The organism is Senegalimassilia faecalis (assembly GCF_004135645.1).
GTDB classification, from domain to species: Bacteria; Actinomycetota; Coriobacteriia; order Coriobacteriales; family Eggerthellaceae; genus Senegalimassilia; species Senegalimassilia faecalis.
Genome location: NZ_SDPW01000001.1, coordinates 1428691 through 1440169 on the forward strand (window position 1 = coordinate 1428691; position 11479 = coordinate 1440169).

General features: G+C 60.4%; 15 protein-coding genes and 1 pseudogene. All 16 read left to right on the forward strand.

Going from position 1 to position 11479, the window contains the following annotated elements; genetic code table 11:
• The first annotated feature begins 14 nt into the window (after positions 1 to 14).
• The 16 genes and pseudogenes from ET524_RS05985 (at position 15) to ET524_RS06055 (ending at position 11455) form a co-directional block, all read left to right on the forward strand.
• Positions 15 to 524, forward strand: coding sequence for a TadE/TadG family type IV pilus assembly protein (locus ET524_RS05985; RefSeq protein WP_129424078.1), 510 nt, complete (start codon positions 15 to 17; stop codon positions 522 to 524).
• Positions 521 to 2656 carry a molybdenum cofactor biosynthesis enzyme gene (locus tag ET524_RS05990; protein WP_129424080.1) on the forward strand — a complete coding sequence of 712 codons (2136 nt, stop codon included), beginning with the start codon at positions 521 to 523 and terminating at the stop codon, positions 2654 to 2656. The genes ET524_RS05985 and ET524_RS05990 overlap by 4 nt, the downstream gene beginning before the upstream one ends.
• Entirely contained in the window at positions 2647 to 3090 is a 444-nt protein-coding gene (locus ET524_RS05995) for a class III extradiol ring-cleavage dioxygenase family protein (protein WP_201738695.1), read from the forward strand. Before ET524_RS05990 ends, ET524_RS05995 begins: the two co-directional genes overlap by 10 nt.
• 56 nt (positions 3091 to 3146) lie before the next feature.
• Complete coding sequence (locus ET524_RS06000) at positions 3147 to 3617, forward strand: hypothetical protein (protein WP_129424082.1); 471 nt, start codon at positions 3147 to 3149, stop codon at positions 3615 to 3617.
• Complete coding sequence (locus ET524_RS06005) at positions 3617 to 3940, forward strand: DUF192 domain-containing protein (protein WP_129424084.1); 324 nt, start codon at positions 3617 to 3619, stop codon at positions 3938 to 3940. Before ET524_RS06000 ends, ET524_RS06005 begins: the two co-directional genes overlap by 1 nt.
• Positions 3937 to 4530 carry a hypothetical protein gene (locus ET524_RS06010; protein WP_129424086.1) on the forward strand — a complete coding sequence of 198 codons (594 nt, stop codon included), beginning with the start codon at positions 3937 to 3939 and terminating at the stop codon, positions 4528 to 4530. The genes ET524_RS06005 and ET524_RS06010 overlap by 4 nt, the downstream gene beginning before the upstream one ends.
• Entirely contained in the window at positions 4527 to 5417 is an 891-nt protein-coding gene (locus tag ET524_RS06015) for a helicase associated domain-containing protein (RefSeq protein WP_129424088.1), read from the forward strand. The genes ET524_RS06010 and ET524_RS06015 overlap by 4 nt, the downstream gene beginning before the upstream one ends.
• 97 nt (positions 5418 to 5514) lie before the next feature.
• Positions 5515 to 5751, forward strand: a complete 237-nt coding sequence (locus ET524_RS06020; protein ID WP_201738696.1) for a hypothetical protein — start codon at positions 5515 to 5517, stop codon at positions 5749 to 5751.
• A gap of 4 nt (positions 5752 to 5755) precedes the next feature.
• Positions 5756 to 5911 (forward strand): annotated as a pseudogene (locus ET524_RS12170) (TadE family protein); the annotation flags it as partial.
• 15 nt (positions 5912 to 5926) lie between these two features.
• On the forward strand, positions 5927 to 6292 hold the full coding sequence (locus ET524_RS06025; RefSeq protein ID WP_236648269.1) for a hypothetical protein: 366 nt from the start codon (positions 5927 to 5929) through the stop codon (positions 6290 to 6292).
• Positions 6279 to 6740, forward strand: a complete 462-nt coding sequence (locus ET524_RS06030; RefSeq protein ID WP_129424094.1) for a hypothetical protein — start codon at positions 6279 to 6281, stop codon at positions 6738 to 6740. Before ET524_RS06025 ends, ET524_RS06030 begins: the two co-directional genes overlap by 14 nt.
• A 17-nt stretch (positions 6741 to 6757) precedes the next feature.
• Positions 6758 to 7333 carry a pilus assembly protein TadG-related protein gene (locus ET524_RS06035; protein ID WP_129424096.1) on the forward strand — a complete coding sequence of 192 codons (576 nt, stop codon included), beginning with the start codon at positions 6758 to 6760 and terminating at the stop codon, positions 7331 to 7333.
• 186 nt (positions 7334 to 7519) lie between these two features.
• A complete protein-coding gene (gene cpaB / locus ET524_RS06040; RefSeq protein ID WP_161566613.1) occupies positions 7520 to 8209 on the forward strand; it encodes a Flp pilus assembly protein CpaB in 690 nt (229 codons plus the stop codon).
• Complete coding sequence (locus ET524_RS06045) at positions 8202 to 9518, forward strand: CpaF family protein (RefSeq protein ID WP_129424100.1); 1317 nt, start codon at positions 8202 to 8204, stop codon at positions 9516 to 9518. Before cpaB ends, ET524_RS06045 begins: the two co-directional genes overlap by 8 nt.
• 84 nt (positions 9519 to 9602) lie before the next feature.
• Positions 9603 to 10508 (forward strand): type II secretion system F family protein, encoded by a 906-nt coding sequence (locus ET524_RS06050; RefSeq protein WP_129424102.1) that lies wholly within the window; start codon positions 9603 to 9605, stop codon positions 10506 to 10508.
• A 20-nt stretch (positions 10509 to 10528) separates the two neighbouring features.
• Positions 10529 to 11455, forward strand: coding sequence for a type II secretion system F family protein (locus ET524_RS06055; protein WP_129424104.1), 927 nt, complete (start codon positions 10529 to 10531; stop codon positions 11453 to 11455).
• Positions 11456 to 11479 lie beyond the last annotated feature (24 nt).

The window sequence follows — 11479 nt, forward strand, 5'->3', positions numbered from 1 at the left end:
AAAGGGGGTGCGTCGTGAGGGCGAAGACGTGGCGCGACGACGGCCAGGCGACGGTGGAATCGGCGTTTTTGATTCCGGTGCTGTTCACGGCGCTGCTGTTGCTGGTGCAGCCGGGCATGGTGCTGTACGACCGCATGGTGATGGCCGCTGCGGCCACGGATGCGTGCCGCGTGCTGGCGGTGAAAACCGATGCGGCAGGCGACTCTTCCCAGGCCATCGAGGCATTCGTACGTCACCGGCTTGGCGCGGTTCCCCCGGTTGCGTGCTTCCACGTTCACGAAGGCGAGTGCTCGTGGCGCATACAGCTTGAAGGCGACGAGCGCTCCGAATACGTGCGCGTGTCGATCGAGAACAGGGTGCGGCCGTTGCCGTTGCTCGACGGCGCCAGCGCACTGCTGGGGTTGCTTGACGAGGAAGGTTTGCTGCCGGTGAAGGTGGAAGCGCAAAGGCGGACGCAGCCGGCATGGCTGCTTGGTACGCAGGAGGGGCTTGACCCGCGCGGCTGGATAGGCGCCTGGTCATGAGGCGGCCGTTTTTCAGCGTGGCGCCAGGACGGTTGCTGCGCGACGAGTCGGGCTTGACAACGACGGGCATGGTGCTTGCGCTGTTGCTGACGCTTTCGCTGGTGTTCTCGTCGGCGCAGGTGTACCGCATCCAATCGGTGTCGTCACGCGTCCAATCGGTTGCGGATGCGGCGTCGCTTGCGGCGGGCAACGTGGTGGCGGAGTTCATGATAGCCGTTCGGTTGTGCGATGCCGTGGCGCTGTCGCTTTCCCTCACCAGCTTGACCGCAACGGGCCTTGGCGTGGTTGCGCTTTGCGTTCCCGGGGCGCAGGCTGCGGGCGGCAAGCTTATCGAGTCGGGACAGAAGGCTGGCCAGGCACGGGACAAGTTTTCCCGCACCGCGTCGGAGGGCCTGACGCGCGTGCAGAAGGCTCTGCCGTTTCTCTCTGCGGTTGCTGCGGCCTCGGTGGCGTCGGCGAACAACCCCGAAACGTCGCGTTACGTTGCCATGGCGGTGCTTGTGCCCGATTCGGCGCCGGATATCGGCGTGGCGGCGGAGGGCGCAGCAGCGGCGAAAGCGCGCGATGCAGCGGCTTCGCAAGCTGAGGACATCAAGCGGCTGGCCAACGAGGCCGATGCCGCATCGCGCGAGGCCAACGAAGCGAAACGGCAGGCGTTCGAGCGCGATTGCGGGAATCGCCCGGGCTATTGCATGCAAGAGCGCGCGGAAACGCTTGCGGGCATGAAGGGCTCGTCGAACCCGGTGTACTCAAGCGTTGATGCCTGGTCGTTTTCCGTTGCGCTGCGCCGCGCGCAGGCGTACTACCCTGCGCGGCTTGCCTCGGAGGCGCCCGATGGACAAGGCGTTGAGGCGCGTGCCCGCTCTGAATTGCGGAAACGCTTCTTCGCTTATGCGTCTGAAGAGCTGTCGCGCGGATATGTGGTCGAAAAGCCCGAGTTCCGCGCGTACTTTCCGCACTTGCCGAAAAACACTGACGAGATGCGGGAAACAACGCTGTACACCGATGCGGTTTACCCCTGCACGACTGAAGACGGTCTGCCGATGTTGCACGCGTGGTCCGGGTGCCCTCGGGCGGCGGGTTTTTCGTCAACGGCATCGATTGCCGCCATGGAAGGTGGCGGATGGAAAACGTGCAGCGAATGTGGCTTTACGGCGGCAAGCATGGGCAAGGTTGCGGCGGCGTCGTCGTCGATTGACAACGGGTTCGAATACCACTACGAGGCGGTGGCGCGCGCGGCGGATGCGTACCAGGAAGCCATGCAGCGCGCCGAGCCCGCGAAGCGGGCGGTGAAAGACCGTGTGGCGGATGTGCTTGCCGCGCTGAAGGAGGCGTGTTCGCGCGTGGGCGACTACCGCATCACGGCGCGGCCGCCGGGAAGCGAAGGGTTCGTGGTGCTGTGCGCCAACGTTGGCACCGATGCGCCCGCAAAGGGGTTCGAGTCAACGTTCGTGCAGGCCACAGGGCAAGTCGGCACACGTGTTGCCGTTTCAGCGTCAACGCTGGTTGCCGATCCGTCCGGGGAAGGCGGCAACGTCATCTCGTCTTTGACCGATGGCTTGACACAGCGCGGCGCGCCGGCGGGACTTGCTGGGGTTGCCTTGGATTGTTGGGCGGGATTGCTGAGCGCTTACGCGAACGGGCAGTCAAGTTTGACGAACGTCGTTCGCGAAGGACTTGACGGGCTTCCGCTGATCGGTGCCAGCGGTTTGGGCGATTGGGCTGCCGACGAGCTTTCGGGGGCTGTTGAGGCCGTTGGCTTGCAGCCGGCAAACCTTGACGCGCTTCGCCCTGCGGTGGTGAATGCGGCCCATGTTGCAGGGTCGGACAAGGCGGATTCGTTTTGTGCGCGGCTGGTGGAGTTGAAGCGGCAGGCGGTTGCGCATCCGCTTATGTCGAACGGCGTGTTCTCGTCACTGGCTGCATCGGTTCGCCGGGATGCGTTCGCCGGCATCGATGCGGCAGGCGGGTCTGTTGAAGTTGCCAGCATCGATGTGGGCGGCGAATCCGTTCCCATCGAGATCTCGCTTCCGCCTGCTGCGCGCGAGTTCGCAAAAGGCGCCCTTGGAGAGGCGATTGACCAGCTGGTTTCGCTGTACGCGAATGTGACGGGGGTGCGGCCGTGGGACTGATGGACGCTCGCGCCTGCGGGGAGGCGGGCCAGATGACCATCGAATTCGTCGTTGCGTTTCCGGTGATGCTGATCGTAGCGGCCATTGCGGTGAACGCCTGCTCGTTTTTCGGGGTGTGCGCGGCTTTCGACAACGATTTTCGCGACGCGGTGCGCACGTGCGCAACGTCGCCGGCCTACGGGCAGGACGTTGCGCAAAGCTGCTCGCTTATCGAACGGGAGTTGCAACAAGGCAGCAATGCGAAAAACGTGCAGGTGCAGGTGAGTGCGCGATCCGTTGCGCAAGGGCACACGGCCTTTTCCGCAACGGTGCGATTCGAGCCGACGCTGTTCGGGGCGGCGCTAAACCCCCAGGTGTTTGGCGTGTCGCTGCCCACGTTGTCGCATAGCGAGGAGATAGTGGTGGATTGCTACAAGCCGGGGGTGTTGTCATGAGCGTTGTGCCAGGTAGGGATGGTGTTTTGGTTGCGTGCCAGGCAAAAAGGTTTCGCTTGGCATGCGCAATCGTCGGCGCGGCTGCAGCCGCGTTGGTCGCATGCAGCGCGTTCGAGGCGTCGGCGCGGAGCAGTGGACCAGGTGAGGCCGCGGCGGCGGTTGCCGAGGCGGGCTTCGATGCCGTTGTGAGCGGGGGCGAACGCACGGCATTTGCTTTGCCAGCACATGAACCGGCGTTGTTCGAGGACGAGCTTTTCGACGTGTCGAGCATGAGCGGCGCCTACTGGAGCTCAAATGCCCAGCTGGTCAGTTGGTGCGAAAAAGGCAGCGTTGAAGAAACGCTCGCGGCACTTGAAGGCCGCCTGGTCGCTAAAGGCTGGGTCGGCGTTTCCTCGGATTCTTCCTCGTGCGGGTCGTTTGTCAAAAGCGAAGGTGCGTATCGCTGGGCGTTTGCATCGGCGGCGCAGGTGGGGGAAGAGACAAGCGTTGTTTTGCAATGGTCGGGTACTAAGGACGGAGGCGAGTGATGGAAAACGAGATTGAGGTGCTGAAACTTGCGGGAAGGTTTCCCGCGCGCGTCAAGGGCCTGCTTCGATCGAAACCTGGTGGTGTGCTGCTGCTCATGCCGTGCAACGACGTGCACACCGTCGGGATGAATGACTTGCTTGACATTGCGTTTGTGGGCGATGACGGCCGCATCATCGAGTCTTATCGAGCGGTGGCTCCGCTGCGACGCCTCAAATGCCGTAAGGCCGTTGCGGTGCTTGAGCGGTTTTCCACGTGCGATCCTCCTTGGTTCTCAGTGGGCGATTACGTAGGCATTTCAAGAAAGGAAGGTGGCAAGGCATGAAGACATGTCCGGTTTGCAGGGCGGGGGCGTTTGACGATGCCGAGGTGTGTTACGGGTGCTTGCATCGGTTCTCGCAGGGCGATGCACAAGTGTTCGGTGCGCCATCGGTTGCTTCGGCGCCGAATTTGTCAGAAAGCGGTGGTGCGGTAGGTGTGGATGTGGCCTGCGAAGGGCAGGGCGGCGCGAGGAGCGGGGAGCCCGCAAGCATGCACGCGGAATCTGTCCGGCAAGTAGTTGCCGCCGATGCCGGAAACGTTCTTTCTGATTGCGGTTCTGTGGCGAGAAGCAGTTTGAAAACGGTTGATGTCCCCGTTCGAGGCGCCGATATCGTGGTGCGCATCGAATTGGTGGACGTTGGGGCCGCTGCAGCGCAGATCCCCGATTCGCACAAGGATGCGGCTTCCGCTTTGGCACCTGAATGCGTTGTTCTACGACGGGGAAGGCGGCCTTCCGTGATGGATATCGCCCGCCCGGCCGAGGTGAAGCGAGGGACCGCGGCCGGGCAGAAGGGCGAATGCGTGCAGGAGGTGCGTGCTCGGCACGCTGCGGTTGATACGGTGCGTCAGCAAAGGCAGGCGGAGATAGCATGACGTCGTTTTTCCTGATGATGGTGCTTGTGTCGGCCGGTGTGGGCGTTGCGGCTGGTGCGCTTGCCGTGCCGTGGTTGGCAGACATTGCGATGAAGCGCGCATATCGGCGGTCTCTTTCGTGGTGGAACGAATCGCTGCAAGGCGCTATCGCATATCGGGCTGGCCATGCCGGCGTATGGCCGAAGCCGTCCGATGCGGGAAGCGCTGGTGCGCTGGGCATGTGGCTCGATGATGTCAAATCGCAGGCGAAACGCAAGGTGCTGACGCACGAGCGCGCCTGCGCGCTTCGCGAGGCCGGCATCGACGTTGGGCAGGATTGCTCTTCGCGCAGCGAGCGCGAGCAGGCACGGCGTTGCTCGTTTCGCCCGACCGCGTTGCAGCGCGTTGTACTGGCGCTTGCATGCGGTGCATGGTTCGCTGCGCTTCCCGCGTTCGGATTGCCGTCGCAGCTTTCCGTGCCTCTTTCGCTTTGCGGCGTTGCCATGGCGGCAGGCGTTGTGTGCGACGTTCGCGCTCGGATGATTCCTTTGGAGTGCTGCGGGTGTCTGCTTTTAGGTGGGGTCGCATTTCAGCTGCTCAATGGCGGGGTTGCTGGCGTAGTAGCAGGGTTTGCTTCCGCTGCGGTTGTGCTGGCGGTGTGCTGGATAGCCAATCGTGTTGCTCGCGATGCGGGCGGCTCGGTGGGCCAGGGCGATGTGCGGTGCATGACGGCGCTTGCCGTCCTTAGCGGCCCGGCTTCACTTATCGGAGCGGCGTCTTGCTATATCGTTGCCGGGCTGTTCTCCCTTGTCGGTTTGGCATCGCGGCGCCTGAAGCGGCAAGACGGCATTCCCATGGCCCCGTTTTTGACGCTCTGGATGATTTTCGGAACGGTTGTGGCTCGATAGGGGTCCGTGCGGACAGGAAGGAGGTGGTGCGGTTGCTTGTTGGCTATCGCTGAACATGGATGAACAGGGAAAAGGGTAACGAAGAAAGGAACTAATGATGGAAAAGCACACTGCTATGAAGGGCATGTTCGACAAGACACGCGCGCTGGCGTATCGCGGCGAGGAAGACGGCGGTTCTGAAATCGTGCAGGTGGTGATCGTCTTGGGTTTCGCGGTAGGTCTGGGAGCTGCGCTTATGACGTTGCAGAATCAGATCAACACCTCGATCAATTCCGCCGGAACATCCATCAGCAACATGTTCAGAAGCGTGACCGCTGGCGCTGCGGCGAAATAGCGCCATGCAACGGCGTGCGATAGCGGAGCACGGCAAAGAGGCAGGTGGCAGCGCCGTTTCGTTTGTGATGGTGCTGCCCATCCTCATAACGCTGATGTGCGCAATCGTAGATTTGGGGCGCCTTGCGTTTATGGGAACGGAGCTCGAAAGCGCAACGCAAACGGTATGCCGGCGTATGGCCGATCAAGTCTCCTTATCGGGCGTGGCGTTGCCAAGCAGCTGCGATATCACCGAGGCGCTCAGTGACGCTTCTCCCTCGCTTTCCTCGCTTGGCGTTCGCTGTTCTGCAACATGCCGCGTGTCCGACACTCCGGATATCTCGTATCAGCGTCATCGTTTCGATGCGGAAACAGGTTTGTTTATCGACGAAAACGCCTCGATGCGCGCTGTAAAAATCGAGGTTTCCTCAACACTTGAAGGTGATTATCTGACGCCTGTCGGGCAAATATTATCCGCAGGCGGCGGCGCAACGTTCGGTCTTTCTGCTCAGGCAACGCGTACGGTGCTCAAATCGCAGGAGGTCGTTTATGGCGAAGGGTGAATCGGGAAGCGAGGCGGTCCAATTCATTTTCGCCATCATTGCACTGATGACGCTGCTTTTTGGATCGTTGTACATAGCTTGTTATACAACGTCCGCTTCAATTCTCTCATCGGAGCTTTCGCAGGCGTGTTTGCTGCTTGACACGGCTGGTTTGGCGAAATCGCCGGACAAGGCCCGTTTCGTGGCGCATGAGATTGCCGGTGAATCGTCCCAGCTTGATTTCGACAGCATTCAGGTAAGCGATGTTTGCATCGAGGTATCGAATAGGCAATCGCCGGGTGAGCTGGGTGGCATTGACCAGCGAACGAAGGTCTCCTCGGTTTCTTTCTCGGTTTGCTATCGCCTTCCGCTGGTTTTATCCGTTGCCGGTATCGAGCCGGCACAGCTTGAAAAGCGTGTCTTTTGCGCAATCGAGAATGAGCGCATATCGGAGGTGGCGGTGTCGTGATGGTTGAAAGGTTTTGGGTGCGGGGCGAATGCGGTTCTATTGCCCCGCTGGCCGTGGTGGTATGCCTTGTGCTTGTTACGACGCTGGGCTTTGCGGTTGATCACGGGGTGGTATATGCGGCAAAAGCGCATCAGGAGCAGGCGCTTGATGCGGCGCGGCAGGCATGTATGGACGCTTCGGGGGCCGTTCCGGCGAAATATGCGGACAATCCCGGATTGACGCTTGCTGATGGAATCGTCCAAACGGTTCGTGACCAGGGCGTATCTGCGGCGTTGACCGTGTGGTTCTACGAAGCGCCTGCGCAGTCTACGCCTCGCAGCGAGCGGTTGTGGGTCATTGGCGTTCAGGCCGAGCAGCAGACGCCGTTGCCGTTTTCGGTGCCGGCATCTCCGCAGGCCCTTACCGTTGCCTCAAGCCGAGCTTTTGTTGCAAAGCCTTATTCCGCGGAAGCGGTGTGGCGGCCGGAGCGCAGGATTTGCGGGTCGTATCGCTTCGCTGAAGGCTCGACGGCGGGAATGTCGACGTTTTCCTCCATCTCTTCGCTGCAAGGGTTTCCAGATGAAATGGTGAAACTTGCTCAGGGCGTGGGGTAAGGCGGTCTGGTCGTGCCGCGCTTATGAAGCAGAAAGGAAAGAAACATGGTTGGAAGATCGGGCGCGGGAGCTTCGCGGCGTATGGTGCCAAAACGAACTCGGGGCGTTTCTCGCTCGTCTGGCGCTGTGCCTGCAAGAGGCGACGATGTGGCGGTGGATTCACCTGTGCGAGGCGAAGAGCCGCTTGTGCATCGATGCAAACAGATGTCGGCGGTTGTTGCTGCTTCGGTTGCGGTGGCGTGCGTTTCTGTGGGGTATTCGCTTTGGCAGGCTGCGGCATCGCAGTCTGCGGTCGACCAGGTAACAAGGGATTCAGCTGCCGTTTGGGTCGTTTCTCAAGATGTGAAGGCGGGCGAGATGCTCGATACGGATTCGTTAGAGGTGCGTGAAGTTCCTGCGGCATTCCGGTCGGCTGCTGCGCTGCCTGCTCAGTCAACTGAACCTGCATCAAGCGTATCCGGCATGCGCGCCCTTGTGGACATACCCGCAGGTTCGCAGCTGTGCGGAACGTTTCTTGCGGGGTCGGGCTCTGATGGTCGCTTGGCGGCCCAGCTTTCAGCGGATAAGGAAGCGGTGTCGCTTTCGGTCGATGACGAAACGGGCATTGCGGGGCAGGTGAAGCCCTATGATGCGGTCCGCGTTGTCTCGATTGAAGGAGCGTCTTCTGGAATTGTTGATTCGCAAACGCTTGCGAATCGGGCGCGCGTTGTTGCTGTTGGGGGAGACGGATATGACGATGGTGCGTCGTATAGCGCCATCGTTATAGAAGTTTCTCCTGACGAGGCCGATGCGATTCGTCAAGCCCAGGTGTCGGGCAAGGTAAGTGTGCAGCTGCTTGCTTCGGAAGACGTGCTGACAGGTGGTGTCGATGGATAGGATTGCGGCATCGGCGCTCAAACGTCTTGTGCGTGACAACTTGGCCCTGCAGCTGCAGGAGTCTTCGGATTCGAGCCGCGTTGAAGCGGCAATCCGCTCAATCGTTTCCGAGACGATTCGATCGTGGGGCATGGTGGTGAGTATCGAAGACGAGAACCTGATGTGCCAGTGCATCGTGGATGATTTTTTGCGCTACGGACCGCTGCAAGTTTTGCTTGATGACCCTTCTATCACGGAAATCATGGTAAATGGAGGCGGCATCGATTTCGAAGGAGCTTCGCTCTCGTTTCGCGATCCGAAGGTGTTCGTGGAGCGAGCTGGGCGCATTGAAGAATGCGCGTATGTGCGATTCGATGACGCCGAGCACGTCAGGCGCATCATCAACAAAATTGCGGAGCAGGCAGGTGTTCGCTGCGATGAGTCTCACGCGATGGGGTGCGCGATGCTGCCAGGAGGAAGAGCCCGCGCAACGTTCATCATTCCGCCGCTAGCTCCCGACGGCCCTGCGCTGAACCTGCGCCTTTTCAGCGAGCACATCATGAGCATGGACGACTTGATAGAGAAAGGCGCGCTCAGCACTGTCATGGCGAAGTTTCTTGGGGCTGCCGTGCGGGCAAGGTGCCCTATCGTCATTTCGGGCGGCACCGGATCGGGCAAAACAACCTTGTTGGGAGCCTTGTCGGGCTTTATTCCAGCGCACGAGCGCGTTATCACCATAGAGGATACGCCTGAGCTGCGGCTGCGGGCTCATCATGTCGAGCGTATGCAAACGCGCGAGGCGAATGCAGAGGGGCAGGGGGCCGTTGGGATGCGGGAGCTGGTGGCGTTGTCGCTGCGCCGTCGCCCTGACCGCATCATCGTTGGCGAGTGTCGTGGCGCCGAGGCGTATGAGATGTTGCAGGCAATGCAAACCGATCATCCTGGCTCTATGACTACCATCCATGCAAATGACCCAAGCAACGCGTTAAGTCGCTTGCGTACGATGGTGAACTATGCGCATTCCGATTTGGGCCGCGACGTTGTGCAGCAGCAAATTGCGGAATCGTTGCAGGGTGGTCTTGTCGTTCATGTCGATCGAATGGCCGATGGATCTCGCCGTGTAACAAGCATCACGGCGATCGACCCGATGCCTGAAGGGTCGGCGGTCATTCCTCGCGCGGAGCTGTTTCGCTTCGATGTAGGCGGTACCGACGCTTTCGGGCGAGTGTCGGGTAGCTGGCGGCCGTGTGGCGTGCAGCCGCAAACCATCAAGCAAAAAATGATCAGAGAGGGCGTTCAGTATGATCCGACCTGGTTTTTCTCGACATAGCCTGCTGAAAAGTCGATACGTTGCCGCGTTCTTCGCGTTTGGAGAGCGGCAACGGGAAAGTGGAAGCGGCGAAAGGGGAAACAGATGGCTTTCGTGTTAATCGTCGCAATTGCCGTTGTAGTCGCCGCCGCGTTTTCGGCTCGACGAAAGCTCAGAATCCTGCTAAGTGATCGTGCCGTTTCTGACAGGACGCTGTACGAGCAGGGTCGACGCGATTCGGATGAAAAGCGCAAGGGCGATGATGGCCCGTTGGCGAAGATATTGCGCGATGCAGGGATCGAAACATCTCCTTTGATGTTGCTTATGTGCGCAACGGCGGTGTTGGTGACCGTGGGGGTCTTCTCTTTGCGTGCAGGTGGCGTGCCTGCAGCGTTTGCGGGGATGCTTCTTGTTTGCGCGGGGGCGGCCGTGTATGTAGAGCGGGCACGGCGCAGGCGTCGCGAACTATTGGCCGAGCAATTCATTCGTATGCTGCCTCAGCTGTCCGCAAGCGTTCGTAGCGCTCAGACTGTAGAGCGCGCGTTTCGGGCTTCGGTCGATCGAGCTCAGGAGCCGATTCGATCCGAATTGGTGCGGGTGCTGGCCCAGGTTTCACACGGGGAGCCGCTTGTAAGCGCGCTTGAAGGCATGGCGCGAAGGACGGGCAGCGAGGATGTGGCGGCGTTCGCCGCGTCGATGAGAATTCAGCAGCGATTCGGCGGTCCTGTCAACAAGGTCATTGACTTGGTAGGTGACCATGCGAATGCGCGCATGAAAACGAAGCGGGAACTTAGGACCGAACTTGCGGGTACGCGCCTGGCGACGTGGTTCGTCGCCGGCGCAATGCCGGTCATCTTTGGGTTGATGTATATGACAAGCTCGGATTTCGCGCTGTTTTATCGGACTGATCCGCTCGGGTGGCTTGTCTTGTCTTGTGCCGCGTTCATGGAAATCGCTGGAATAGCGGCTTGCAAGAAGATCACCACGTTCAGAGAAGTCGACGTTTCGTAGGGCAAAGGGAAAGGGGCAGCATGGACGGATTCTTGTTTGCCGCGATAGCCTTCACCGGCATTGCGGCCGGTTTGGTCGCGTATGAAGTTGTATGCGCATGGTGCGGGGCGAAGTCCCCCTCTGCAGTGGCTCTTTCTCCCTCGTCAAGCGAAGCACCAGCATCGTCGCCTCGGTCTGCTGCAAAGTCATCTTTCGTTACGATTGCGCAGCGGCTATCCGTTGCGGTAAACACTTTTGCGCCGATGACCCGTGATGAGGCGGGTTCAACAAGGGACGCGCTTCGTCGTGCAGGCATGGGCGTGGAGCCCGAGACGTGGCGTGCGGTCGTGGCGGTGATGATAGGCGCAAGCGCTGCGCTTTGCTTTGCAGCGTGCGTATTGTTTGCGGTGCCAAGCGTGTGGAGCATTGCCCTGACGGTGGGCGCGGCCGCTTTTGGGCATTGGGCAGCTGGGCGGTATGTGGCGTTCAGGCAAAACGATCGGCGCCGATCCATAGAAGCGTGTCTTCCTGACGCAATGGAGTTGCTTGCGGTTGCTTTGGCTGCCGGGTCTCCTATCGAGCAGTGCTTTCGCGAGGTGTCCGCAAGCCTGAAGGGACCTATTTCCGAAGAGCTTCGCTTAGTCGATCAAGAGGTGAATTTGCTGGGTCATTCCCGCACCGAGGCTTTGGAGCACTTTGCGCAACGTTGCGCAAGCCAAGAGGTTAGCGTTTTCGTGGGGCAAATCACCCAAGCGATCGATCAGGGCTCTTCTGTTTCGGAGGGGCTTGCTGCCCAGGCGCTTTTAGCGCGTGAGCAGGCGCAAGCCATGGCGCTTGAGCGAATCCGCAAGATGCCGACGAAGCTCGATATCGTTTTATCTGCATGCTTTCTGCCCCCTACGGTGATTTTGGTTTTGGTTCCAACGGTGGTGAAGCTGCTGACCTTTTTGAGCGGAGGAATGGTGTAGTGGTCGCGATGAGAGGAGGCGCTC

What these genes read in the sequence shown, in the direction of transcription:
- ET524_RS05990 (WP_129424080.1), top strand. Translation starts at nt 521, where the DNA reads ATGAGGCGGCCGTTTTTCAGCGTGGCGCCAGGACGGTTGCTGCGCGAC.
- ET524_RS06005 (WP_129424084.1), top strand. Translation starts at nt 3,617, where the DNA reads ATGGAAAACGAGATTGAGGTGCTGAAACTTGCGGGAAGGTTTCCCGCG.
- ET524_RS06010 (WP_129424086.1), top strand. Translation starts at nt 3,937, where the DNA reads ATGAAGACATGTCCGGTTTGCAGGGCGGGGGCGTTTGACGATGCCGAG.
- ET524_RS06015 (WP_129424088.1), top strand. Translation starts at nt 4,527, where the DNA reads ATGACGTCGTTTTTCCTGATGATGGTGCTTGTGTCGGCCGGTGTGGGC.
- ET524_RS06020 (WP_201738696.1), top strand. Translation starts at nt 5,515, where the DNA reads ATGGAAAAGCACACTGCTATGAAGGGCATGTTCGACAAGACACGCGCG.
- ET524_RS06025 (WP_236648269.1), top strand. Translation starts at nt 5,927, where the DNA reads ATGGCCGATCAAGTCTCCTTATCGGGCGTGGCGTTGCCAAGCAGCTGC.
- ET524_RS06030 (WP_129424094.1), top strand. Translation starts at nt 6,279, where the DNA reads ATGGCGAAGGGTGAATCGGGAAGCGAGGCGGTCCAATTCATTTTCGCC.
- ET524_RS06045 (WP_129424100.1), top strand. Translation starts at nt 8,202, where the DNA reads ATGGATAGGATTGCGGCATCGGCGCTCAAACGTCTTGTGCGTGACAAC.
- ET524_RS06050 (WP_129424102.1), top strand. Translation starts at nt 9,603, where the DNA reads ATGGCTTTCGTGTTAATCGTCGCAATTGCCGTTGTAGTCGCCGCCGCG.
- ET524_RS06055 (WP_129424104.1), top strand. Translation starts at nt 10,529, where the DNA reads ATGGACGGATTCTTGTTTGCCGCGATAGCCTTCACCGGCATTGCGGCC.